The 25438-nt window shown below is 38.0% G+C and carries 17 protein-coding genes; 6 read left to right on the top strand and 11 right to left on the bottom strand.

The window, feature by feature from the left end; translation table 11 throughout:
* Positions 1-91: 91 nt before the first annotated feature.
* Positions 92-1066 carry an ornithine cyclodeaminase family protein gene (locus tag M4I44_RS19050; RefSeq protein WP_249965769.1) on the top strand — a complete coding sequence of 325 codons (975 nt, stop codon included), beginning with the start codon at positions 92-94 and terminating at the stop codon, positions 1064-1066.
* Positions 1059-2126: a proline racemase family protein gene (locus tag M4I44_RS19045; RefSeq protein ID WP_249965768.1), complete on the top strand. Its 1068-nt coding sequence runs from the start codon at positions 1059-1061 to the stop codon at positions 2124-2126. Before M4I44_RS19050 ends, M4I44_RS19045 begins: the two co-directional genes overlap by 8 nt.
* Before the next feature lie 135 nt (positions 2127-2261).
* On the opposite strand, the gene M4I44_RS19040 is transcribed toward M4I44_RS19045, so the two are convergent.
* The 4 genes from M4I44_RS19040 to M4I44_RS19025 all read right to left on the bottom strand — a co-directional run bounded on the left by M4I44_RS19040 (position 2262) and on the right by M4I44_RS19025 (position 7117).
* Positions 2262-4673, bottom strand: coding sequence for a TonB-dependent receptor domain-containing protein (locus tag M4I44_RS19040; protein ID WP_249965767.1), 2412 nt, complete (start codon positions 4671-4673; stop codon positions 2262-2264).
* A gap of 10 nt (positions 4674-4683) precedes the next feature.
* Positions 4684-5112, bottom strand: coding sequence for a PepSY-like domain-containing protein (locus M4I44_RS19035; RefSeq protein WP_249965766.1), 429 nt, complete (start codon positions 5110-5112; stop codon positions 4684-4686).
* A gap of 69 nt (positions 5113-5181) precedes the next feature.
* Complete coding sequence (locus M4I44_RS19030) at positions 5182-6447, bottom strand: HAMP domain-containing sensor histidine kinase (protein WP_249965765.1); 1266 nt, start codon at positions 6445-6447, stop codon at positions 5182-5184.
* Positions 6440-7117, bottom strand: coding sequence for a response regulator transcription factor (locus M4I44_RS19025; RefSeq protein ID WP_249965764.1), 678 nt, complete (start codon positions 7115-7117; stop codon positions 6440-6442). Before M4I44_RS19025 ends, M4I44_RS19030 begins: the two co-directional genes overlap by 8 nt.
* Before the next feature lie 791 nt (positions 7118-7908).
* Between M4I44_RS19025 and M4I44_RS19020 the strand changes: the two genes are divergently transcribed.
* From M4I44_RS19020 to M4I44_RS19005, 4 genes are all read left to right on the top strand, one after another.
* Entirely contained in the window at positions 7909-8736 is an 828-nt protein-coding gene (locus M4I44_RS19020; RefSeq protein ID WP_026109970.1) for a phosphatase PAP2 family protein, read from the top strand.
* The gene (gene eptA, locus M4I44_RS19015; protein WP_249965763.1) at positions 8717-10243 is read left to right on the top strand and encodes a phosphoethanolamine--lipid A transferase EptA; all 1527 of its coding nucleotides are present in this window, start codon (positions 8717-8719) and stop codon (positions 10241-10243) included. Before M4I44_RS19020 ends, eptA begins: the two co-directional genes overlap by 20 nt.
* Before the next feature lie 686 nt (positions 10244-10929).
* Positions 10930-12651, top strand: a complete 1722-nt coding sequence (locus M4I44_RS19010; protein ID WP_249965762.1) for an FAD-dependent oxidoreductase — start codon at positions 10930-10932, stop codon at positions 12649-12651.
* 1 nt (position 12652) lies between these two features.
* Positions 12653-14416 (top strand): alpha-keto acid decarboxylase family protein, encoded by a 1764-nt coding sequence (locus tag M4I44_RS19005; protein ID WP_249965761.1) that lies wholly within the window; start codon positions 12653-12655, stop codon positions 14414-14416.
* A gap of 242 nt (positions 14417-14658) precedes the next feature.
* Here M4I44_RS19005 and M4I44_RS19000 read toward each other — a convergent pair whose 3' ends face one another.
* Genes M4I44_RS19000 through M4I44_RS18970 form a run of 7 tightly spaced genes read right to left on the bottom strand, consistent with a single transcriptional unit; the run spans position 14659 to position 25418 of the window.
* Positions 14659-15195, bottom strand: a complete 537-nt coding sequence (locus M4I44_RS19000) for a hypothetical protein (protein ID WP_249965760.1) — start codon at positions 15193-15195, stop codon at positions 14659-14661.
* A 7-nt stretch (positions 15196-15202) separates the two neighbouring features.
* The gene (locus M4I44_RS18995) at positions 15203-16456 is read right to left on the bottom strand and encodes a condensation domain-containing protein (RefSeq protein ID WP_249965759.1); all 1254 of its coding nucleotides are present in this window, start codon (positions 16454-16456) and stop codon (positions 15203-15205) included.
* Positions 16453-17724 carry a condensation domain-containing protein gene (locus M4I44_RS18990; protein WP_249965758.1) on the bottom strand — a complete coding sequence of 424 codons (1272 nt, stop codon included), beginning with the start codon at positions 17722-17724 and terminating at the stop codon, positions 16453-16455. Before M4I44_RS18990 ends, M4I44_RS18995 begins: the two co-directional genes overlap by 4 nt.
* Positions 17725-17727: 3 nt before the next feature.
* Positions 17728-20133 carry a glycosyltransferase gene (locus M4I44_RS18985; RefSeq protein WP_249965757.1) on the bottom strand — a complete coding sequence of 802 codons (2406 nt, stop codon included), beginning with the start codon at positions 20131-20133 and terminating at the stop codon, positions 17728-17730.
* Positions 20126-20908 (bottom strand): alpha/beta fold hydrolase, encoded by a 783-nt coding sequence (locus M4I44_RS18980; protein ID WP_249965756.1) that lies wholly within the window; start codon positions 20906-20908, stop codon positions 20126-20128. Before M4I44_RS18980 ends, M4I44_RS18985 begins: the two co-directional genes overlap by 8 nt.
* Positions 20899-21198 carry an acyl carrier protein gene (locus M4I44_RS18975; RefSeq protein WP_017496316.1) on the bottom strand — a complete coding sequence of 100 codons (300 nt, stop codon included), beginning with the start codon at positions 21196-21198 and terminating at the stop codon, positions 20899-20901. Before M4I44_RS18975 ends, M4I44_RS18980 begins: the two co-directional genes overlap by 10 nt.
* Positions 21186-25418 carry a type I polyketide synthase gene (locus tag M4I44_RS18970; protein WP_249965755.1) on the bottom strand — a complete coding sequence of 1411 codons (4233 nt, stop codon included), beginning with the start codon at positions 25416-25418 and terminating at the stop codon, positions 21186-21188. Before M4I44_RS18970 ends, M4I44_RS18975 begins: the two co-directional genes overlap by 13 nt.
* Positions 25419-25438 lie beyond the last annotated feature (20 nt).

Below are 25438 nucleotides of genomic sequence, written 5' to 3'. Positions count from 1 at the left end.
AACCCTAAATTGGCGTATGTTATCTGATTACGCATGAAATAGTATTAAGATAGAATAATCTTCTATTTTTAATAAAATTTCAACAAAACACATGCAACCAATATCGCTTATTTCAGATCATTTTATTGAAGAAAAATGTAATTTTAAAGAACTTATAGAAAGACTTCGGGCTGGGTTTTCGAGCTCGGATATCAGCGTGCCTATGCGCCATCATCATGATTATCCTAATCCGGAAGAAGGCAAAGATTCTACACTGCTGCTAATGCCCGCATTCCAATCGGGTAAGGATTTAGGAGTAAAAATAGTGACGGTAAGTCCCAATAATGGTAAATATGACCTGCCTTCCATTCAGGGCACTTATATTTATCTCGACGGGCATAAAGGAAATATAAAGGCAATTCTTGATGCAAAATCACTAACAGGCAAACGTACTGCGGCAACCTCTGCTTTGGCAAGCAGCTATCTTTCGAGAAAAGACTCCTCGTCTATGTTGATGATTGGTACAGGAGCATTGGCCATCAATTTAATTCAGGCGCATGCCAGTGTGAGACCTATAAAAGAAGTTTATGTTTGGGGAAGAACTATAGAAAAGGCACAATTGGTTTGCCATGCACTCAAAAATTTTCCATTTACTTGCAAACCCGTTTCAACTATAGAAGAAGTTATTTCTCAGGTTGATATCATTTCGTCAGCGACTTTATCACCCGTTCCGCTTGTTTTTGGAAGATGGCTGAAAGCAGGACAGCATTTAGATCTTGTTGGAGCATACAAAAAAGACATGCGTGAGGCCGATGACGAAGCGGTTCTAAAATCGAGCCTGTTTTTGGATACTTATCAGGGCGGACTAAAGGAAAGCGGCGATATTTTAATTCCGCTAACAACTGGCATTATCACAGAAGAAACTATCAAAGCCGATTTGTTTGAATTATGCAGTACTGCAAAAACGGGCAGAACCTCTGAGACTGAAATCACTTATTTTAAATCGGTTGGACATGCTTTAGAAGACCTTGTCGCAGCCGGATATTTTTATGAAGCGTATAATTTAAAAGCACAAAAGAATGTCTAGTACTTACCAAAATATTTGTAATAATACTGATTATAAAGCAGACGCTTCCGTATTGCAGATCCAAACAATTGATATGCATACCGGCGGTGAGCCTTTGCGTGTAATTGTTTCCGGTTTTCCGAAATTGAAAGGAAATACTGTTTTAGAATACAGGAGAGATATAAAAGAAAATTACGATTATTTAAGAACGGCATTGATGTTTGAACCTCGCGGTCATGCCGATATGTACGGTTGTATTTTACTTCCGCCAAATGATGATGAAGCCGATTTTGGTATTCTTTTTATGCATAACGAAGGATACAGCAGTATGTGTGGTCATGCCATTATTGCGATAAGTACTTTGGCAGCAAAAATGAAATGGATCACGGTAAAAGAAGGTGAGAATGAATTGAAAATTGATGCTCCCTGCGGTCGGATTTTTTCGTTTGTCACGGTAGTAAACGGAGAAGTAACAGGGGTACGGTTTCATTGTGTGCCAAGTTTTGCCGTAGGTTTAGATCGTGTTGTAAATGTTGAAGGAATTGGTGATGTCGTTTATGATTTGGCCTATGGAGGTGCTTTTTATGCTTATGTTGATTTGAGAAAAAATACACATTTGAATTTTGGATTAACGGAAGAAAATTACCGAACCATTATTCAAACCGGGGTCGATATCAAACATGCCGTAATGAAGCAGGATGCCGAAATTCAGCATCCGTTTGAGGAGGATTTGAGTTTTTTATATGGAACTATTTTTATAGATGAACCGTTGAATGCTTCTAACCACAGCCGAAATGTTTGTGTTTTTGCCGATGGAGAAGTCGATCGCTCTCCAACAGGTTCCGGTGTTTCCGGAAGAATTGCGATTGAAAAAGCCAGAAGTGCTATCAACTTGGGTGAAGTTATTACGATAGAAAGTATAACGGGAAGTACTTTTAAAGGGTCACTTGTCAGAGAAGAAAAATTCGGCCCCTTCAAAGCTGTAATTCCGCAAGTGGAAGGAACGGCTTTTGTAACAGGAGTAAATACGTTTTTAATAGATCCGAAAGATCCTATGAAGAATGGTTTTATACTAAGATAATGATCCATTTTAAAAAATATCCAGAATCACAATTAGTATAAGATCAGGCGTTTTTAAGGAAAAAAAAGCTCTCCATAAGCTTCCAAATCAGGAAGTTTATGGAGAGATAAAAGTATTCAAAACGTGATTTAGAAATTAAAATTTGTAGCTGTATCCAAATCGCACCACTTGTGTTTCATAAAAATCTTTGCTTCTATAATTAAAGCCCTCACCTTGAATATCTTTTCGTATGCTTAGCGTGTTGAAAATATCGGTGGCATTTACAAAGATTTCACCTTTTCCTTTTTGTACCGTTTTCTTTAGTCCGAGATCAACAGAAAATCTGGAGTCAATTTTTCCTTGTGGAATAATATCAGGAGCCAGATAAACAGCAGAAATTTGACCTTTTAGTGTTTTGTTTAACTGAAGGCTGTTGTTCCATTTTAAATTTCCGGAAACCATTTGCTGACGTTTTCCATAGTATGTACTTGGCACCGGATATAGATTTGTTACGGTAAAAGCATCGATGGTATTTTGATATAGATTTCCGTTCAGGTTGAAAGAATACCAAGGTGTTATTTCTTTTGAATAAACAGCTTCGATTCCAACTGATGAACTTTTATCTGCGTTTTGAAATACATTATATATCAGTGAACTTCCGGGTACAGTAGTGGCAATACGGGCAATAGTTCCATTAATGATTCTGTAATAAACAGAGGAAGTGAAATAACCTTTTTCTATCGTTTTTTTATACCCTATTTCAAAGGCACTTGTAAATTGCGGACGTAATGCGGGATTTCCAACTTTGATAATTTCGGCATCATCATATTTTGGAAAAATACGGATGTCAACCTCTGCCGGTCGGTCTACCCGACGGTTGTAAAAAGCAGTAATTTTATTTTTGTCATCAATTTTGTATCCAAAACGTACATTAGGAAACGGTTCTGTATAATTGTATCCGTCACTTTTGTAAGTGGGATGATTGGGATTAACATCGTACTGCAGTTTTACATATTCAAGTCTTAAACCAAGTTCTGCTTCAATTTTGTCCGTTTCGAAAATATAATTGGAGTAAAGAGCAGGAATGATTTCTTTATAATTGGCCCATCCTCCTGCATTGGCGTCAATAGGAGAGTTCACGCCCGGGAAGAATTGCATGTTGGTAGGGATTTCTCTATTTCTGAATTTGAAACCTGTTTCAAATCGTCCATATTTTAAGGGCCTTATGTAATCAACATTAATATCCACTACTTTTTCATCCGAAAGCAGTTTAAAAGCATCCTGTCCAACCGAAGTTGGCAATGTATTGGTAAAGAAGTATTTTTCATCTTCCCTGTGATAGGTATAGTTGATACCTGCATTTAATTTATGCCCGGGCTGTTTGAATTTATGTTCGTAAGAAGCGCTGGCCATTACCGTTGTTTTGAGCTCATCTTCTAAAAACGACCACAGGCGCAACCTTTGAGAATAATCTTGATTGAAGAAAGGCTCATCACCGTTGTCGATAATTTTTTCACTTCCAAAAAGTGCCGAAAAAGAAAAACTGTTATGTTCATTGTAGTTCCAGTCTATTCCGGATTTTAAAGTGGTAAAATGAGTATTGCGGTTTCGTACCGTTTGCTGGTTGATGATGGTACCGTCATCATAAGTACGGGTTACAAATTCATTTTTATTGAGTGTTTCCGTATACAGATAATCGGCCTGTAAATACGTATTTATTTTTTCTTTTCTGTAATTCAGAGACAGTGAAGGATTGATTTTAGGGGTCATTTGATATTGAGGACGAATGCTTGGCAAATTAGCTTTGCGTTCCCATAAAGCGCCATATCCTGAGCTGATTCCTATTTTACCGTTTAGTCCTTCCTGTTTGTTTTTTTTGTAAATAATATTGATGATACCCGCATTTCCATTGGCGTCAAACTTGGCCGAGGGATTGTTTATAATTTCAATTTTTTCAATGGCAGATGCCGGAATATTATCCAGACCCGATTGATTTCCAAAACCAGTCAGGGCAGTTTGTTTTCCGTCAATCAAAACCATTACTTTATCATTGCCTCGAAGCTGTACCTTCCCTTCATGGAGCGTAACACCCGGAAGATTTTGCATAGATTGTAAAACCGAGCCTCCGCTTTGGGCGATGTTATCCGATACGGAGAAAACTTTTTTATCCATTTTGGCACTTACTTCAGATGATTTAGAAGTCACAACAACTTCAGATAAAGTATTGATGTCCTCCTCAAGTTCGATGGTGTTGAGGTCCAGGAAATCGGATAGCGTCCCTACAAAGATTTTTTGTGATTTGGTTTTGTAGCCCACAGCCGTAATTTCCAAAGTATAATTGCCTGTAGCTACATTGGTCAGGTTAAAGCGTCCTTCTTCATTCGTTAGAGTGCCGAAAAGCATTTTTTGATCTTTGGCCGTCTTTAAAACGACATTTATGTAGGGTAGAGGAGATTTTGTTGTTTTGTCTTTAATTAAGCCCGAAAGTGTTGCGGAGCTGTTCTGCGCCGTTGCATGGAATGTTTTAAATACAAGTAAGGCGAATACTAAAAATATCTTTAATTTCATTGGAATGGTTTTAATCTGCTATGCTTTTAATGTAAGTTCCTTGTTTGTCAAAAATCAGGTCGATAGCGTTAACCTGTGCTTCAAAAGTTATCGTGCCATGAGCATCAGTGATGACAGCTGCTTCTTTGATCTGTTTGTTTTTATAATTTTGTTGAATGTAAGCCAACGCTTTAGCCGGAAGTTTTTTCACGCTGATTTCTTCTTCGGTTTCCAAAATAGTACCGTTGGAATCTAAGAGTACCGCGTGTTCCGTTTTGAATACTGTAAAAGAAGCTTCGTAATTGTTCTTTTCTTTTTCCCACTTCACATTGTTCTGATTGGGGTAAGATTTTAGAAAGGTTGATTTTACGATAGCGGGAATGTCTTTTTCATTTACTTTTTGCGCTATGGCATAAGAAGAAAAAAGCAGGACCAAACATGCCAGAATTGAATTTTTCATGAGTACTGTTCTTTTAATTAAAAATTACAGTACAAATATTAGATACGAATCTGTAGGAAGTTTGAATTTTTAAAATTTGACCGTAAAACTGTGCATATTAGTAGAAAAAGCATAGTTTATTTCCCAGTGATTCAGCTCAGTGATTTTTTTGATGATCGCGAGACCAAGGCCGTTACCCGTAGAGGAAGGGTTGTTTTTATAAAATCTATTAAAGAGTTTTTCAATGGCAAGGGAGGTGGCTGGTCCGGTGTTTGAAAAAATCAATTCTTTCTCTGTAATTTTGATAATGATTTTCCCGTTTTGCTCGTTGTGGCGAATCGCATTTAAGAATAAATTATTAATAAGCACTTCCGTAAGAGCCGGATTTCCTGTAATGGTTACTGTAGAAACAAATTCAGTGTAGATTGTGATGTTTTTGGTATTCCCTTGTTCGGTAAAAAAGTCCAAATGTTTTGTAATATAATCATTAAGGACCATCGTACTTTTTTCAAGAAAACTTTCATTGTCAATTTTCGACAGCAGCAATAGATTTTTATTCAATCTGTTAAGTCTTGCAACATCAAGATTTAGTGAAGAAACCAGATGGGATTGTTCTTTGTCCAGATTCAATTGTGTCAGCGTATCTATTTTGGTTTGAAAGAGGGCCAGTGGAGTTTGAAGTTCATGGGCTGCATTTTCGACAAATTCTCTCTGATTTTTATAAATAGCGGTGTTTTTTTCAATCAGTCTTTCAAGACTTTTATTCAAACGGTCAAATTCATTTATATCGGTAGGCAAAAAGTGAGGAGGTTTGTTTTTGTCTATTTCAAAATTCTCAATCTGATGCAATGTATTATAAAAAGGACTCCATATTTTGGCCGCTGTGGCTTTTGAAATCAAGATGATTCCGATTAACAGCATAATGATGATAAAAAGAAAGATAAGAGCAATGCTAAATACCATTCCTTCCATTTCCAAAAGATTTATTTTTTCGGTGTAGGTGAATTTCTTACCATTTATAGTTACCGGTGCATAAAGCACACGAAAGGGCTCTTTTTCTTTTGCAATAGAATCATACAGCATTTTTCCAACAATAGAATCTTCTTTAACACCCATGTCCGGAACAATCATTACTTCATGGTTGTACTTGTTCCATAAGTCAATATCTTTTTGTGTAAAATCCTTATGACTTTCTTTGATAAAAGCACCTTTGTGAAAATGCAGTACTTCATCAGTCTCATAAATGTAAAGCTGCTGGCTGATAAAGTAGAATAATGGTGCTGCTATTACTAAAATGATAATAGCATAAGCAAGAAAAGTGCTGGTTGTTTTTTGAAGTAATTTTTTGCTATTCATTTTCCCATTTGTATCCCAGTCCGTAAACTGTTTTGATATAATCCCCGCTTCCTGCCTGACTGAGTTTTTTCTTTAAATTTTTAATATGCGCGTAAATGAAATCATGATTGTCCAGCATATCAGCCATATCTCCGGAAAGATGCTCGGCAATGGCGGCTTTTGACAATACTTTATTGTCATTCCCAATTAAAAACAACAGTAAATCAATTTCCTTTTTGGTAAGATCCAGTTTAGTATCATTAACCATTACCGATTTTGAAAGTATGTCGATTACAATTTCATTAAAAATGATAGTGTTATTTCCTTTGAAATTTTTGCGTCGTATGAGAGCCTGCATGCGCACCAATAGTTCAGAAAGGTGAAATGGTTTGGTTAGAAAATCATCTGCGCCAAGATTAAACCCTTCAATCCGCGTTTCGAGTGTTTCTTTAGCCGAGATAACGATAACACCGTCCGTTTTATTTTTTCTTTTGAGTTCTCTTAAAATATCAAAGCCATCTCCGTCAGGAAGCATAAGATCCAAAAGGATACAGTCATAGTCGTAAGAATCAATTTTACTAAGTGCCAGACTGTAGCTTTCGGCTGTTTCACACTGAATGCCGTTTGTTTTAAAATAATCCCTGATGCTTTGAGCAATTTGCTGCTCATCTTCTATGATTAAAATTTTCATGCTGCAAGTATAACCTGGAATTTTGTAGAAAAATTGAATCTTTTATTTTTATTTTTTGATGTAACCGAATCAATTCAATTTTTAACGACCTTTTCGTTTTTTGATATTCCATCTAAAAGTAGTGATTTTAAAAGAGAACGAAAAATGTTAAAGAGTTTCGGTGTAGCGTTTGAATTAAGATATAAAAATGTCGTTATTTGTATCATTATGGTCGATATTTAAGATGGTTTTGTAAGATTTTTGGTTTGTCATTGAAAGATATTATTTGATTTTAACAAAATGAAAGAAAATTATTACGTTAATAAAATGTTAGGAAATATGATTATTTTAAATAAAGTATTTATTTTGCCCAAAATTCTAAATTTCTTCTAAATTGAACCATTACTTTACTTGTCATTAAAGGTTATTATATGAGAATCGAAAAAAAAAATAACAAGGTTTCAGAAGACGGATTATGTAAATTATCCGTTTTTTCGAATGTTTCTGTTTTTTTTTCGTTTTTCTTTCAAACTGCTTTTTATTATTGGTACTCAAAGATTGCTAGTTTCATTTCAATTTACTTTTTTAAGATTTTATTTCCCTTACGTAAAGGGGTATCATTTGTGTTATTTTACTTAGTATATCTTTTACTTTTCTCCAAAAGATGGATAGGCACTTAAACGGTTATGGATTTTTTAATCTCCTCTTCATTTTAATTACAAAACTTTGCGGAGGAAATGAGCGATGACTGTTAAGTCGCTTTCCTCTTAAAAAAATAAGTTGCCTTTAAATTTACCATAACAAACAACACAATGAATACTAGTATTATTAAAAATTATTCAAAACTTAAGTTCTCCTTATATTTTTTGCCCTTATTCTGTTTAGCTGCTCTCGTAATGTTTCTTTATTATGAGAATGCTTTAAGTGTTTATAATTATGCGCAAATTCAAAAAAGCACCTTTCTTTATATTAATTCCCATTTAGGGCTTTATCCTAATTTACAATACAATCTTACTCAACTTGGAGATGCTTCGATTTTTTTATCCTTTTTAGCCCTTTTTATACTCTATGCACCCAAACTATGGGAAGCTTTGCTGTCGGGTTTATTATTTTCGCTCTTATTTTCCTGTCCGTTAAAAGCAATATTTGGTGTTCCAAGACCTGCCGTAATTTTTAATAATGAAATTACATGTATTATGGGAAGAAAATTATGTGGCTTCAATAGTTTGCCTTCAGGACATTCGATTGTAGTTTTTACTGTATTGACCATTATCTTATTTGCCTTTATGCCGCAGCGATTGAAATTTAAAGTTCTGTGGTCCGTATCAATCATTACAATAGGATTTATTTTAGCATTTACAAGAGTAGCTGTAGGGGCACATTATCCCCTTGATGTAATTACAGGAAGTATTCTGGGGTATATTTCAGGAATCTCAGGTATTTTTATCAGCAGAAAATATAAAATAGGGGCCTGGATCAACAATGATAAATACTATCCAATTTTTATTGCATTGTTTATTATTTGTTGTATTTGCTTGGTCGGCAAAATTATTAAAGAAAATTTGATCATATATTATCTTTCGTTTATTAGCTTAGCAGTCTCACTTTATAAGATTACTTATGTTTACGTTAAAAAATAATTTAAGAATAACTCATTTTGTTCTATTGATGAGTTTTTTGATTTTTTTGTTCTTCCACCTGCCATTTTACACCTTTGTTTTTAACAATGTCGATTATAAAAGTCTGAATGGTATTGTTTTGATTGTGAGTTTGGTAATTCTAATGCTGGTTCTTAATGCATTTGTTTTATACCTTCTGTTTTCGCTCTCTCGTCATGTTGGGAAAGTTTTGCTGATCTTGTTTTTTATTGTTAGTTCAATTGCAGTCTACTTTGTGAATACGTATAGTGTCATCATTGACGAAAGTATGATTGGCAATATTTTGAATACCAACTACGAAGAATCCAGCAGTTTTTTTTCTTTTAAAGTAATTTTGTACGTAATTTTTCTTGGAATTATTCCGAGTATTTACATTGCAAAGGTCAAAATAACTAAGGTACCATTGAAGGAGTTTTCCATCACTTCTTCACTAACTTTAGTATTTATTGCCGTTTTGGTATTTGTTAATGCCAGCAATTGGCTTTGGATTGACAAAAATTCGAAACGACTTGGAGGTCTTGCAATGCCATGGTCCTATTCGGTTAATACCCCGCTATTTTACATTCATAAGTTCAAGAAAAATGAAAAGGAAATTTTGTTGCCCAATGCTGTTATAAAAGATAATGAGAAATCAGTTGTAGTTTTGGTTATCGGCGAATCGGCCAGAAGGCAAAATTTTTCTCTTTACGGTTATAAGAAAAACACCAATCCGTTACTTTCCAAAACAGAAAATGTATTTCATTTTAATGCCAATTCTTGTGCTACATATACTACTGCAGGTGTAAAATGTATTTTGGAACATAAGAACAGTGATGATCTGTATGAAATTTTGCCTAATTATTTATATCGAAATAATGTGGAAGTCATTTGGAGAACGACCAATTGGGGAGAACCGCCAGTTCATATAAAAAACTATCAAAACAAGGAAGCATTAAAAGCCGACTGTAAAGGTGTGGAATGCGAGTATGATGAGGTTTTACTAAGAGGATTAAAAGAGCAGATTCAGGCCAGTAAAAAGAATAAAATACTAATTGTACTCCATACCAGTACAAGTCACGGACCTACATACAGTAAAAAATATCCGCCGCAATTTGAGACTTTTAAACCAGTTTGCAATAGTGTTGAGTTGGGTAAATGTTCTCAAAATGAACTTCTTAATGCTTATGATAATACAATTGTGTATACCGATTATATACTTCATAGTGTAATTGAGGATTTAAAAGAACTAAAAGACTACAAAAGCACCATGATTTTTGTTTCAGATCACGGAGAATCTTTAGGAGAAAAAAATCTTTACATGCACGGTGTGCCTATTAGTATTGCCCCTAAAGAACAATATGAGATTCCGTTTATTGTGTGGGTATCTGATCATTCAAAAGAGCTTAAGCCTAATGAAACATTGACTCAAAACCATGTTTTTCACAGTGTTCTAAAATTTCTTAATGTCGAAAGTCCGGTTTATGATGAGAAAATGAATATTTTTAAATAAGAAGTATTTGTGGCTTTGTCGCTGCTGTGGTAACTTGTTATCTCAGTCATTCCTAATTGAGTTGGACAGCTGTGACAGAAGCTGATATTGACTATAAAAAGAACTTTTGAATACTTAGTTTAACCCGTTGGGTGTAATTATTTTTAAACATTGGAGAAACATAGACTTTCTTCCTGTAAAAAAATTGATGTCTCTATGCGTTAAAATTTTTTTACACGCAGATCTTGCAGATTTTCTAATCTTTTTAATCTGTTTTTTTTTTAAACACATAAACCTAGGCTGTCTTATTAAAAATAGGACGTTTTACATTTCACGTCTTACTTTTTTCGGAGAATCTATGTCTCTATGCGTTAAATATTTTTTTACACGCAGATCTTGCAGATCTTGCAGATTTTCTAATCTTTTTAATCTGTGGCTATTCTTTAAACACATAAACATAGACTCTCTTATTAAAAATAGGACGTTTTACATTTTATTTCTTACTTTTTTCGGAGAATCTATGTTTCTATTTATTACATGATTTTTGTATTAATTACCCAACAGCCTTATTTTAATTTTTTTGATCAGAGGGATAAAAAATCTGCTTTCTACTAATTAAAACAGGTAGAATTACGCTTAAAAATCACAGTTTTAGTGAGTTTATTTGTTGTTACCAATAACATATCAAACAAATAAACTCCCTAATTATGGAAAACTACTTACACGGCTTACTCGACGAAGAGAATGACCCAATTATTCAGCAATATTTAAAATACATCGACGAAGGAATTCCCCGTACGGATAAACCAAAAGACGTATTGATCATTGGTGCCGGAATGGCCGGAATGGTAGCAGCGGCTATGTTGAAGGAGGCAGGCCATAAGGTTACAATAGTGGAATCTAATACCCGTGTTGGCGGCCGAATTAAGACTTTCCGAAATTCTGATGATAAAAAATATTTTGAAGATGACACTGTTTATGGCGAAGCCGGGGCAATGCGCATCCCGACCATACATCAGATGGTACTCAAATACATCGATAAACTTGGACTCAAAACAGAGCCTTTTTATTATTTGTCGGTTGATAAAGCTCAGGCAATTGCATATCAGGCGGATCCTGCTAAACCAAAACCGGAAGTTACAAGAAACTCTCTTTTTTACGTCAACCGCAAACGTGTGGTTCAAAATGAATATATCCCCAAGGATGCGAGTAAAATTGTCGATGTAAACGCCTTGCTCGACTTTCATGTAGGCAGTAGCGAAAACATGCGTGCAGACCAGTTAATGGCCAATCTTATTAATCCGCTTAAAGCTTTTATTGCAGAAGATCCGGAGAAAAACTGGCCCGTTTTGATCGAGCGTTACGGAGAGTATTCGATGCGTCGTTTCCTGAAAGAGCATTCCATGTATTCAGAGAATGCTATTGAAATGATTGGTGTGCTCCAAAATCTGGAATCCAGAATGGCTTACGATTTCATCCAGAGTTTTATTGAACAAAATATTATTAAGGATTCTACGCGATTTATGGAAATTGTAGGCGGATGCGACAAGCTGCCTAATGCCTTTTTTAAAGCCCATAAACTAGAAGAAAATACCTATTTTGATTGTAGGATGACTAAAATGATGCTTGTCAACGACAAGGTAAAAATAGAAGTAGACATAGAGGTACAGCGTGATCCTCAGTTTTATGAGGATGCAGGATTCAAAGCATTAAAAACACCTGTTAGCGATATGGAATTTGATGAAGTAATTGTCAGCATACCATTTTCGGCACTAAGACACGTTTATGTAACACCACAATTCAAGCAGCAAAAACGAAAAGCAATCCGGGAACTGCATTATGATTCTGCTACTAAAATTCTGCTTGAATTTCGTGAAAAATGGTGGCAGGAAGCTCCGTATAATATCGTGGGCGGTGGTACCATTACCGATTTTTCTAACCGTTTTACGTATTATCCGAGTAATGATTTGGGAAGTAACGGACATGGTGTCGTTTTGGCTTCCTATTGCTGGTCAGACGAAGCAAGCCGCTGGGATTCGATGGATGATGATGACCGATATTTCTATGCGCTTAAAAATCTGGCCATCATGCACAGCGATGATGTGAAAGAACAACAGCGTATTATCGATCTTGCTGTAATCAGTTCAAGTATCAAAGACCGCAAAGGGAAACCCGGAAAATTAGTGGGTGCTGCAACACAAAGCTGGATGCGTGATCCTTATGCTTTTGGCGAAGCGGCAATCTTCAACCCGGGTCAGTTACAGTTATTACAGCGCCATATTATTTCTACAGAATGGAAAGGAAAAGCGCATTTTGCAGGAGAGCATACTTCTCTAAAACATGCCTGGATTGAAGGCGCTATAGAATCGGGAATTCGTACCGCACTGGAAGTCAACGAGAATATAGGTAATCTTAATAACCCGATTTAAGATGGCAGAGCAAAAAATATCAGTAGCAAAGTACCTGCAGATACGCCTGGAAGAATTAGGGCTTACCCACTTATTTGGTATTGCAGGCAATTATACCGCTCCGTTTTTAAATACAATCCTTGAAGACAAAAAGGCAAAAATTAAAATTGTTAATGATACAAACGAAATAAATGCTGGACATTGTACGGATGCTTATGCCCGACAAAATGGTTTTGCAGCAGTAGCGGTAACCTACGGCGTGGGAGCATTTACGTTGTTGAATTCGGTTGCAGGTTCTTATGTAGAACATTGTCCTGTTTTGGTTATCAATGGTGCTCCAACCAATAAAGATCAACAGCGAAGCCTTGTTCAGGGAATGCTGGCTTCACACATGACTGGTGATATGTACAGCAATATCAATGTGTTTCGTAATGTTACTGTCGCAGCCGAACAGATTACGGGTTCATCTGACGCTCCTTATAAGATTGATGCAGTACTAAATGCCTGTCTTTTGTACGGAAGACCCGTTTACCTTGAGGTTTTTGAAGATGCATGGCGAATGGAATGCAATGCACCTGTTACTCCATTGGTAGAAAAAGGAACATCAAAATGCCAGACAAGTGCCCGTAAGGCAGCTCAAAGGGTTGCTGCAATGGCCCGTGGAAAAGAGATTATTTTCTGGGGCGGAATTGAAATCCAGCGCTACGGCATTCAAAAGGAATTTTTGGATCTGATTGAAACTACCGATACGGAATTTGTAACTTCCATACTCGGAAAATCGATCGTTTCTGAAAACCATCGTAAATTTAGGGGAGTCTTTAATGGCAAAGCATCACCAAAAGATGTTAAGGAACAATTTGAAAAGGCTCAGGTGAAAATTGGTCTCGGTGTATGGACCACGGGTAAAAATCTGGGTGGTTTTGATGTCTGGAAAGAAGACACGGTACTCGCGAATCACAGCGGTGTAAGAATAGGTGCTTCTTATGTGGCCAATGTATCGCTAAAGGATTTTATTATTTTCCTGAAAGAAGAACTCACTAAAGTTACCTTTAGTGCCTATGAAATGTATGACACGGAAAAAAAGCTGCCTAAATCATTTTTTGTCGCCGATGATAGCATAGCAAAAAATGAAAAACCACTTTTGACCTATGATACATTTTTCAAACGGATCAATAGCTTTATAAACGGCAGTCATATAGTAGTTGCGGATGCCGGTTTTCCTTTATTGGGAGCTCAAGGCATCCGTATTGCAGAACCTAATGGATTTGTGGCGCAGGCATCATGGCTTTCTATCGGTTATTCGGTACCTGCTGCAACCGGAATAAAATGTGCCAGACCGGATAAAAGACCGGTGGTATTTGTTGGCGATGGTGCTTTTCAGGAAACCTGCCAGGCCATATCAACACAGAATAAACTGAAACATGATACTATTGTTTTTGTATTGGATAATGGTATTTATGGTATCGAACAAATGCTGGTGAATCCAAATCCTTTCCGTGGTGCTGATCAGGTAGATTATGATATCCCCGATTTAAACAGTGTCTATGACTACAATGAAATGCATCGTTGGAAATATGCCAAACTCGTTGATGTATTTGGAGGGAAAGGTTTTGAAGTGAACACTCTCGATGAACTCGAAGACGTTTTACAACAGCTTGATACTATTAAGGAAAATACAATCATACACGTGAACATTCCAAAAACATCCATTCCGGAAGCGATTGCCTATAAAACGGAGGAACCGGGAGAGGATGAATTTTTAGATAAAGACTGGAGTTTGTGTTAGGTTTGAAATCAATTGATTTGTTGCGCCTAAACATGATTTGTTATGATTAGGCTATAAGGAATATTATATGAATATCTAAAAGACAAATAAGTAGCATCCCTATAAAAAGTATGCAATGAGTAAATAAAATTCCGTTATCGGCAAAAATGTTCTAAAATAGGATGTAAAAATCATTTAATTTTTGCCGATAAGGAATTATGAAATAAAAAATGCTCCACTTCTTTTTCTACTGGGAGTATAGGCTAATGGTTAGCAGTTTCTATCTGCACCTTTGACAGAGGTTGGTGAAAGTGTTTTTTTAACCTGTAGATGGGAAGATAAGTAAACAATATTGAAAGCAGGCCTGCAAGAACAGCATCCAGAAGAGCCATAAGGGTAGGATCTAATTTATGGTTCGTGCTTAGGCTTTGCTGCGCAAGAAGCAATACAGCCAATAGGAATAAACCGGTTATGATACCGTGCAGCAGACATAATTTTGTGATAAACTTGTTTTTATTCAGCTTATGGTCTATTGCCACTTCGATTAATTCTTGTTTGGAGGCAACAATAACCCGATTGATGATATCCATTGTCAGGATTACAGGCAAGAAGATAGCCATTGGCAATGTTAAACGTGCTAAGCTTTGAGGACCGGCAAAAAAATGAGTATATCCTAATTCCTGGAAACTGGCGTAAGCAATAATAAAATTGAAACATACGTTGGGAAGAAAATAATAAATCGCACGTTTTCTTAAAAAGCGTTTGAGGGATGTTTTTTTGGACTGAGCTGCTGTTTTCATACGTAATTTATAAGGGAAAAGCCAGTATTTCCAAGGCCTTATCTTTAATTTTTGAAGCTTCTTGTTTCGGTAAGAAGTCTTCGTTGGACATTAAGGTAAAGTCCATTTGATCGTTAAAGGTAGTCGTTACTAAAGTGTTTGAATTTAGCCAGGGAAATGCTACTGTTGGACTGAAGATATCTTCCAGAATGAAATTTTTGTAATCGTTCCGGATTTGAAGGTTACCCATATTCGACAGCGTCAGATCGTGTGCACCTCGGCTGGATTTTAGCAGCGCAATCATTCGATGTACCAGAGGATGCATCTGTTCACCCATCCAGAGCAGTTCCCGGGCGTCCATTTTTTCTATTTTTTGAGCAAGATCTTTTTTGATGTGTTTAGCCTGATCCAGTATCTGATTTTTTTCTTTTTTTAAAGACAGTTCCACCGTTGGGGCAAAGGCAAACATTTGGTCTTTTCTGATTTCAGGAATAAAATGGCGGATATCAATAGGACTGATGACCTTTTTTTTCGCTGATTTTCCTTGCAGGTCCTGAAAAGCCTGCATAAAAGCGGTACAAAGAATGGCGTGTACCGAAATACCACTGTCTTTGCATTTTTGCTTTATAACGGCGGAGTTTGTTGGATCTAATTTCCAATGAATGGCATAATTTTTTCCAAGATTTCTTTTTTTATTTTTCCGTTGCAGTAAAAAGAAAAATTTCCCCAAAAATAAAAAAAGCTTTGCTTTGCGAGCTTTTTTTTGAAGATCAAACTGGGGCGTTAGGAAATTGTTGACCGATTGGAAGAGTGGATAGGGTTTCAGATCAAGTGTCGGATTATCGATTAAGGCAAGTAATTCCTGCATCAAAGTGACCATGCTGGTTCCATCGCAGATACAATGGGGCACTACCCATAACAATTCAGAGAATTTTTGTCCTTTGATCCATACCAATTGAGCCAAAGGGGAGCCTTCGCCTTTAAACTGCCGATACCATTCTTGTTCAGATTCTGCTAACCAATGGGTATCTGTTTGACGTTTTACGATGCGAAGCGGAATAGGTTTCATATTTTCCCTGATGGCATAAGCCGGATGCTGCTTATCCTGTAAATCAACCTCTGCACGGAGCAATGGATGCTTGTGTTGGATTTTTGTTAAGGCAATTTCGATCTGTTCTTGTAGAATTTCACCTTTTATTTTTGCTGTAAAGACACAGTTTAGAGGTGTGGCGGAATCCACATACATGATTCGTTCCACTAATAAGAGTTTTCGCTTGTTCATGAGGCGGCTTGATAATTTAATTGGCGTTTGATAGAATCAGTTATTTCATTACGAATGGCTAAGGCTTCGTGATAAGGCAAATAACCTTCGCTTCCCATAAACGAGAAGTCGATAACACCTTGATAAGTAGAGGTAAGGATAGTTGTTGTATTACCCAATGGCCCAATTACTGATGGACTGCGAATAGTTTCCAACGCAAAGGATTGGTATTGATGGGGTATCTGAATACGTCCCAGGTTAGAAAACATACAATCGTTGGAGGACTTGCCTCGTTTTAGAAGTTTTGTAAAGTTGTTCAGCGCCTTATGAGCAGATTCCATAACCATCATGGTGATATAGGGATTAAGTTTCGCGGTTTTGCGATCTACATGCTGCTGCATGACACGTAAATTGTCTAAGAAATCGAGTTTAGGATCTGATGACAGGACAATCATCAGGCCGAAGGCGAAAATATGATCTTTTTTTACCTGAGGAGCAAAGCGCCTGATATCTACCGGACAAGAAACTTTATTGAAGGCTTTGTTTCCGCGTACTTTTTTAAAGGTATCCAATACGATAGCACTTAAAAAAGTATTGACGGTTATGGCTAGTGATTGACAATGGGAAATAAGCTGTTGACTTGTGGCCGGATCTAATTTCCAATGAATCAAATAGTCTGTCTGTCGATCAATCGCTTTTTTGCTGACGGGAATGCATTTGATGGCGAATGTTGCCAGTCGACCAATCATTTTTGCTTTGAATCTTTGTCTGTTACTATTTAAAATTAGGGAAGGAACGACGTCCTGAATACCTAAAATAGGATTTTCAATGCCTATATCTGCTTTAGGATTATCCAATACTTTTAAAAATTCATGAATTAAATTCATCGCAGCACCACCATCACATAGACAGTGATGAAAAGTCAGGAGCATATCTGAAGTATCATTTCCTTTGATCCACACCAGGCGGATCAAAGGTTTGTTTTTATAATCAAAGAGTGTCTGCAATTCTCGCAAGGTTTCTTGTTGCCAGTCCTCTTCTCTTTTTTGATCCACAATACGGATAGGAATTGGATTCGGTAGCTTAGATAATTCAAACCATGGGATATTTTTTTCATCAATATGGATACATGCCCGTAACCAGGGATGTTTTTTCTGAAGTCTGCCCAAAGCATACTGAATCTCTTTTTCCTCCAATACACCGCGCAGGCGAAAAGGAATAACAACATGGAAGGGGTCTTTTCCTTCTCCCAAAAGCATACGCTCTCCAAATAACAATCTTCTTTTCATATTTTATACTGAAGCTAATACTAAACGTTCTTGTTTTACAAAATCTTCTAATAATGCAACCGCTTTGTCATTGCCGCCTGCTGTTAGAAAAGCGGTTTGAACTTCTTTGGCTGCATTTCTGTATTTAGGGTTTTCTAAAAGCTCAAAGACAGTTTTTCTCAGGTCTTCTATGCGAAGTCGTTTGTATCGAATGCTGATTCCACAGCCCGCTTGTTCAATCAACTTTGCGGTATGAAAGTGATCGTAAGCGATTGGTGTAATCAACATCGGCAGACCATTGGTAAAGGTGTCGTTTACAGTATTGAAACCACCGTGACAGATGACCATATCCATGTGGGGCATCAATGTAGATTGCGGGACAAAACCATTTACAATAAAATTAGAAGGCCATTTGTCAAATATATCAGGCGGTGTCGCGGCTATTATAGTAACGGGTTGGTCGGCAAATGCTTCAATGAGTTTGCCAAAAAAATCTTTTCGGATATCCACTAATAAAGTACCCAAAGACACAAATATTTTTGGCGTTGTGCTGGCTGCTAATCGTTCCCAGTCAAATGGACTATTATTAGGACGGCCTTTTACCGGACCTACAAATTTCATATGCGAGGGTACCGTTTCAAAACCGGCAAATGATTGCGAGGTGAACACCAGATTTAGTTGATGTGAATGTATGAAGATACCCTCATCAGCGATACCGACTTCTTTTTGCAGCTCTTTGATGAGATTTTGCTGCCATTCAAATATTTTGGGAGCACTTTTCTCGGTGTCCCCCATAACATCCGGTGGTACCGGGGTTGTTGTCACAGAAGGGATACGATGTTTGTGTGCAAATAAAGCGCCACCAAAAGTGATACAGTCATTAATAATTACATCAGGCTGCCAGTGACCGAGTAGTGTTTCTAAGCCCGGCATCATCATTTTGGCAAATGGAACATAGGTTTCTTCCAGTGCCAGTTTCATGACTTCCGGCCCCGAACAAGATGGGCCATCGTCTTGTCGTTTTAATATTCGCTGAAGTTCTTCCTGATAAGGCAGGAGATCTTCCTCGGGATAGATATAAGTTCCTCCTGTTGGAATATGTTCCTTCGCCAATGGTGTAATACCAAACCATTTGACTTCATGACCACGAGCCAATAAACTGGCACCCAAACTTAATGTTGGACTGATATGTCCGAAAAATGGCGGAACAACAACGAGAAATTTGGCCGGAGATTCAGTAGATCGCTGTGCGGAAATTATGGCATGTTCGAGTAGATCTGCTGCAGTCTTCGTTCCGCCTGCATCTATAAAAGATTGGCGAACTTTGAGGGCAGCTTCGCGATATTGAGGATTATTCAGAATATCATGAACACTACTTTTTAGATGATTTGCTTTAAATCGGTTAAAATTGAGACGTTCACCGGCTCCGGTACGTACGACACGCCCTGCAACATGTGACTGATCGTATGCAATTGGAATAACAACGAGTGGCAGACCCTGTGAAAGGGCTTCTGAGACCGTGTTGTGTCCACCATGGCACACAACAGCATCTAAATGAGGTAACAAATCCAATTGAGGAATTTGCGCATAGACCATAAAATTTTCAGGCCACTGATCAAATAAATCTGGATCTGAAACCACTACAACCGTTAGATCTTCGTCCTGAAAGGCATCGATTACCTTTTGAAAAAAGGCTTTCTTATGCTCGTGGTCGAATGTGGTGCCGATGCTGACTAAGATTTTTTTCCCTGGACTGTTTTTCAAACGCTCCCAATCGAAAGTGCTGGATATACGGCGTTCTGTTATTACCGGACCTGTAAATTGATAGTTTGAGCTGAGATCCATTTCTCCAAAGAAATACTGAGAAGTTAACACTAAAGTAAGAAGATCAGAGCAAGCCAGTGATTGTTTTTCTTTGACACCAAGCTCTTCTTGTAGCGCCAGGATCTGATTGACTTCCCATTCGTGTACTTTGGGTAACTCACTTATAATTTTGATTGCTGCCGGGGCGGTTACGGAGGTCGCATAAGGACGATTCACTTTTTTTGCCGCAATTGCCGCCGCAAATAATTGATGATCACCAATGACTAAATCTGGTTCATAGGCTTCCAACAGCTTAACAATTCCGTTATAACAATGTCTGTTTAAAGGGATCAACACTTCGTCGTATAAAAACTTGATACTGTCAATACCGTAAACGACCTTTTTTGAAATGATATCGAGATACTGTTCGCTCTCTCTTTTTTCTTCGTCAGTCTGATCGTATTGGATAAGCAGTAATTGTCCGCCTTCAGGAAGTTTAGATTCTAAGTTTTGGTCAAGACTGATCCATGCTACTTTATGTCCTCTTTCTAAAAGCTCGGCACCAATACTCAATGTAGGATTGACATGACCTGTTAATGGGGGGACAACAAATACAAATTTAGCCATAGTTCTGTAATAAAGGGTTAGTTAAAAATTGAACAATAGTTTCTGCTATCTGAATGGGAGCCTGAATGGGAATATTGTGATCTCCATCGATGAGTTTCAGCTCGGCTGTACCAATTTGAGATTCTAACCATTCTCCTGTCGGTTTACAGTCAGAAGCTGATCCATAGAGTAACAGAGTGGGTATGCGTAATTCGGAAATAAGAAACTGATACAGAAAATCTTTTTCTTTAACCATATCTGCTTTGATACTGGTCTGATTGAATAGAAACTCGTATAACCGATGGTTTTTTTCGAATTGTCTTTTCCCCATTTTCACTTTTGTGGTATCCGTAAAATTGGCGATGTAATGTTCGAGAAATTCCTTGCTGTAAGCTTCGATAATACCTCGTGCCTTTTCATCTTGCGGATCCGGTGCTTCAATGACAACCAATTGATCTACACGTTCAGGGGCTATCAAAGCAGTTTGGAGTGCAATAAGTCCGCCAAAGCTATAACCAACAAGTTGTGCTTTTTTGATTTGGAGGCAATCCATCATTGCGATTAAATCAGAGGACATATTTTCTAAATCATATCCTTCTAAGGTACGCTCACTTCTGCCATGACTTTTTAGATCATACATCACCACATGAAAGTGTTGTGCCAAAATGGGAGCAATGTTAAAATAATAAATAGAAAGATTACTAAACATACCGTGGATCAGTACCACGGTATCTTCAGCACCTTTATTGAGTTCCTGTACGTGAACTTTTTTATTATTAATAGTGATTATTGGCATTCGTAGATATAATTAATGATTTTATTCAGATCAAGATTGATCAGTTCATCCAAATCCATAGCAGACAACCAGCCCGTGAAATCGATCTGATCGCCAAAGTGTGCTTTGATTTTTTCTGAAAAGGATACAATTTCTATACTGTCCATTTCCAGATCTTTGGTAAATGAACTTTGCGGAGTGATATCCATTTCTTCTACAAATTCTTCACCAATAATTTCTGTAATAAAACCCTTTAAAAGGTTGAATAACTCCTCATGATTTCTTTTTAATGTCGTGTTTAAAGTGTCCATCCGATAATATAATTTAGGTGTTTGATTGTTTTGATTTCTACTTGATCGATCCACAGATGATCGCCTTGTATGCAGGTTACTTCGTGTCTTTTGGGGTTACCTTTCAGCCCCGTTCCCAATAATTTTCCATAAGCTTCTTTTGCTACCCAAAATCGGGTGGTCCATTCGGCCTGATCTCGTTCTTCCAGTAAGGCTAATTCTGTATCGGTGAATACCAATTGATAAAATTCAGGACTGCGTTCGGCAATGATTTCCATGTCAATACCCACCGGTTTATCGTGCCGCGCAATGGCTACAGCATCTTTTCCTTTATGTGCCAGTGAGATCTGAATCTGCTCTGTAGCATTGCCTTTGAGATGAGGTTTGCCTGTTTTATCAGAATAAATCTCAAAGGTGATAGGATAACTGGGCTGCTTTTTCTTTTCGCTCAGCACCTGTCTTACGGCATCTTTTACGGCTACACGGCTCACCATCCAATTTTTTCTGCGATTGGGCAGGAGCTCCTGATAGTATTGTTTTTCCTTTTGATTGAAATAACGTTTCAGTATAAAATCCCAGGAACTTACGCGCGAGTAGGCCTGATGAAAGAAAAAGACTTGTGGGGCAATTTCTTCTGACAGACGGTTATGGAGCGGAGACATGGAAACATTCCATAAAGCTTCGTCAATTTCTAATCTCCGGTTTTGCCATCCTTTTATCGCACACCAAACTTTTCCGTCTCTTTGTAGTACAATGTCAGCGATAGCAAACTCATCGTTTAATTCAGTCAATATACAGGTACACTCAAATACACCGTCCTGATCGTGCATATCTTCGAAGAATTCAATTTGTTTGATTTTGACCGGAAAAGCAATGCGGTCTTTGGTTAAGGTAAGCTGTAACCATAATCCAAACAATTGTCCGGCATTATCCAATAAGGAACCTTTACCGCCATTACCTTTTATTTGTCCAGTAATACCTTTCTTTCCAACAGCTGATATGACCGTAATACCCTGATATTTTTCTCCATGGAACATGTGCTTCTCATAGATTTCCAAAGGAGTTCGCTCAATAGGCAATCGTTCGCCTATTGAAAGATCAAAAGTAGGTTGTGGTGGATGTGATGCTGTTAAAAACACCTCTGAATTGGCAAAATTCTCTATGTCCAGATAGGCGTGATGGTTGGAACGCCAGACGCCTTTTATCATTTTTTCAAAAGGCCTGGCAACGTTCATCCATTGAAATACACTGACGTTCATGATTTTGTGAATTTTGGTTTCCGGCTGTTCTGCTTGTGCTGCTTCTGCCAGTAATTCAAAAATCATGGTCATTGGAATCACAGGTTCCATATCTGCCACATCCGACCAGCCTTTGGGTTGTCGCAAAAGGCTGTGATCAATCAGATAAGGATGCGTATCTAAATTGACGTGTAGTGTTTTTGTAAAAGGACTGTCGGTCAGTTGTTTTTTCGTTAAAACAGGTGTTAAAACGACGGCTTCTCCCTGATTTTGAAAGACATCCAGTACTTCTTCCTGCATTCGGATCATATCGGCGATATTTTCCTGAAAGGCACGGACCAAGGGGTGACTTACTTTTGCTTCGGTTAAAACCTTTTTGGGTTGTACGGTATGGATTGATTTCCGTAAGTTTTGCAGAGGTTCAAAATCACGTATAATAGGTGACCCTAATTGTAATTTTATGCCTTTTTTTGGGACTATTTTTCTGTGATTTTGAATGTTTAAAAAATCGAGCGCCAGTACTTTTCCTTCTACAAATAAAGCGGCTACTACCCGTTGCAGCTGAGCAAGTGCTGTTCGATTGGCTACACTTGAAGCAAGGGTACTGAAGGGGCTGCCTTTTAGCGTATCATCAATAAAACCGATTAATCCTCCTGTACCTACCTGAATAAAAAAACGAACTCCTTCCGCATAAAGTTTTTCGGTTAGTTCCCGAAATCTTACAGGCTGTACCAAATGTTCGGCGCTTAATTTACGGATAGACTTCTGATCTGCCGGATAAGGCAGGAGTGTAGTGGCTGACCACAACGGAATTTTTGTTTTTTGGAATTGAACTTTTTCCATACCGGCTAAGATCACATCCAGTTTATCTGCAACAAATGGAGAATGAAAACCGGATTGAAACGGTAAAACCTGGTGGAATATCTGTTTTGATTTTAATAAAGGGGTCAATTCCTGAAGTGCCGCATTTGTACCACACAGGATAACCTGATGTGGACAATTATCATTGGAAATATAAAGGTTAGGAATTTGTTCAATCAATGGCTTTACCTCTTCAAGACCTGCTCCGATAGCAATGAATTTTGAATCTTTTAGTTCAAATGTTTTCGGATCAAGAACATTGATTAAATCCTTGACAGAACTGGCTTCGGCCAAATCTGAAGCATATCCCGCTAACCATTCTCCTAAACTATGTCCGGCATTCATATCCGGATAGATTCCCAATTTTTTTAAGGAACTGTCCAGTATGCCACAAGTATTAAAAATACCTAATGCGTCGTTCAGCAGTCCTTCACCGGCTGTTTCTATAGGTGCTGTCAATCCAAAATATCGACTGACTGTTTCAACTTCGCCTTTTTCTAAACCGTCTAATCCCGGGAATACAAAAGCTAGTTTGCCGCCATTTTGTAAAAGGGGAGCAGAGGTGTACCAAATATCTTGTTTATTGCGCCACGCATTATTTTTGGACACAATTTTGATTGCTTTTTGAATACGCTCGGGTGTTGGATCAAAGAGTGCAATACGATAATCTCCATTTCCTACGGAGGTATCGTTATCCTGAAGAGCCGAAAGTAAAGCTTCACGTGTCGGTCTTGCAAGCAACAATACTTCGTCTTTTTTGGGAATATCATAACCCTCCAGAACTACGTGGGCGTTGATCCCTCCAAATCCAAATGCATTTACTGCTGCGATTTTGGGTAAACCGGTTTGTGACCAGCTCTTAGCTTCCTGAATCGGTGTAAATCTGGTGTCTTGTATAGAGGCGGTTGGGTTTTCACAATATAAGGTAGGTGGCAATGTGTCGTGATGCAGAGCCAGACAGGTTTTAATTAAACCCGCTATTCCGGCAGCTGGCATGGCGTGCCCTATGTTGGATTTGACTGATCCTATACCGGCGCGTGCAGCGGTTTCTTCTTTGCCAAAAAATTGAGACAGAGTTTGCAGTTCTGTTTTATCACCTAAGGGAGTTCCTGTGCCATGAGCTTCCAGATAGCCAATTTGTTCTTTATTTAAATTGGCTTGTGTCCACGCTTGTTCCAATGCTTTTAACTGGCCTTTTACAGAAGGGCTCATCACGCTTGTTCCATTGCCATCACTGCTGATACCAACTCCTTTAATAACGGCATAAATTTTATCCTGATCGCGTACAGCGTCTTCCAACCGTTTTAGGACAACGAAACCACAGCCTTCTCCAATGAGCAATCCGTCTGCATCTTCGCTAAAGGGCTTGATTTGCTGTTGCTGTGATAATGCACCCAATTGGCTGAATATGCTCCAAAATGCAGCATTTTGACCGGTATGAACTCCGCCGGCAATCATCATATCGCTTCGGCCACGCAGCAACTCTTGCACGGCATGGTCTACGGCTACAAGAGCGCTTGCACAGGCCGCATCAACGGTGAAAGCAACGCCTCCAAGATTGAATCGGTTGGAGACTAATGAGGCAACAAGGTTGGGGATTAACCCCATGGCGGTATCTGCAGAAAACCGCCCTTTGCGTTCCTGAAAGGCCTGTTTTATTTTTTCAATATCGGAAGAAGATACCTCCGGCAATAGTTCTTGCAAAAGTGAGAATATCTGTTCGCCAGTACGTACAATTTCAATGGCGCGTGTAGCTCCGGGACCTGTATAATTCCCTTTTCCGATGACAATTCCGGTTCGTTCCAATGAAACTTTTTTTCGGAATACACCTGCGTCTTCTAATGCTTTTTGAACGAGTTCGAGTGTTAATAGATGGTCAGGTTCAGTGCCTTCAACGGCAAGAGGTAAGATACCAAAGGCCGTAGGGTCGAATTCATAATCAGGAATAAACCCGCCACGATTACAATAAAAGCGGTCCGTAGCTTCCTTGCTTCCGTAAAAGTGAACAGGATCGATTCGATCTGCCGGAACAACTTGCGTGGAGTCGACTTTATTGATGATATTCTGCCAGAATTCGGCTGCATTTTTTGCACCAGGAAACAGGCAGGATAAACCTACAATAGCAATATCTGTTTTTTTCATAATAGAGGAATACGACGGTT

Source organism: Flavobacterium sp. B183 (assembly GCF_023539155.1).
Lineage (GTDB): Bacteria > Bacteroidota > Bacteroidia > Flavobacteriales > Flavobacteriaceae > Flavobacterium > Flavobacterium tructae.
Note: the sequence above shows the minus strand (reverse complement) of the source record. Positions and strands in the feature narration are given on the sequence as shown.

Bases quoted from the DNA above. Each gene is read 5' to 3' on its own strand.
- M4I44_RS18980 (WP_249965756.1), bottom strand. From the start codon at position 20,908: ATGCCAATAATCACTATTAATAATAAAAAAGTTCACGTACAGGAACTC.
- M4I44_RS19045 (WP_249965768.1), top strand. From the start codon at position 1,059: ATGTCTAGTACTTACCAAAATATTTGTAATAATACTGATTATAAAGCA.
- M4I44_RS18990 (WP_249965758.1), bottom strand. From the start codon at position 17,724: ATGAAAAGAAGATTGTTATTTGGAGAGCGTATGCTTTTGGGAGAAGGA.
- eptA (WP_249965763.1), top strand. From the start codon at position 8,717: ATGTTTACGTTAAAAAATAATTTAAGAATAACTCATTTTGTTCTATTG.
- M4I44_RS19000 (WP_249965760.1), bottom strand. From the start codon at position 15,195: ATGAAAACAGCAGCTCAGTCCAAAAAAACATCCCTCAAACGCTTTTTA.
- M4I44_RS19005 (WP_249965761.1), top strand. From the start codon at position 12,653: ATGGCAGAGCAAAAAATATCAGTAGCAAAGTACCTGCAGATACGCCTG.
- M4I44_RS18995 (WP_249965759.1), bottom strand. From the start codon at position 16,456: ATGAACAAGCGAAAACTCTTATTAGTGGAACGAATCATGTATGTGGAT.
- M4I44_RS19050 (WP_249965769.1), top strand. From the start codon at position 92: ATGCAACCAATATCGCTTATTTCAGATCATTTTATTGAAGAAAAATGT.
- M4I44_RS18975 (WP_017496316.1), bottom strand. From the start codon at position 21,198: ATGGACACTTTAAACACGACATTAAAAAGAAATCATGAGGAGTTATTC.
- M4I44_RS19025 (WP_249965764.1), bottom strand. From the start codon at position 7,117: ATGAAAATTTTAATCATAGAAGATGAGCAGCAAATTGCTCAAAGCATC.
- M4I44_RS18970 (WP_249965755.1), bottom strand. From the start codon at position 25,418: ATGAAAAAAACAGATATTGCTATTGTAGGTTTATCCTGCCTGTTTCCT.
- M4I44_RS19040 (WP_249965767.1), bottom strand. From the start codon at position 4,673: ATGAAATTAAAGATATTTTTAGTATTCGCCTTACTTGTATTTAAAACA.
- M4I44_RS19020 (WP_026109970.1), top strand. From the start codon at position 7,909: ATGAATACTAGTATTATTAAAAATTATTCAAAACTTAAGTTCTCCTTA.
- M4I44_RS19010 (WP_249965762.1), top strand. From the start codon at position 10,930: ATGGAAAACTACTTACACGGCTTACTCGACGAAGAGAATGACCCAATT.
- M4I44_RS19035 (WP_249965766.1), bottom strand. From the start codon at position 5,112: ATGAAAAATTCAATTCTGGCATGTTTGGTCCTGCTTTTTTCTTCTTAT.
- M4I44_RS18985 (WP_249965757.1), bottom strand. From the start codon at position 20,133: ATGGCTAAATTTGTATTTGTTGTCCCCCCATTAACAGGTCATGTCAAT.
- M4I44_RS19030 (WP_249965765.1), bottom strand. From the start codon at position 6,447: ATGAATAGCAAAAAATTACTTCAAAAAACAACCAGCACTTTTCTTGCT.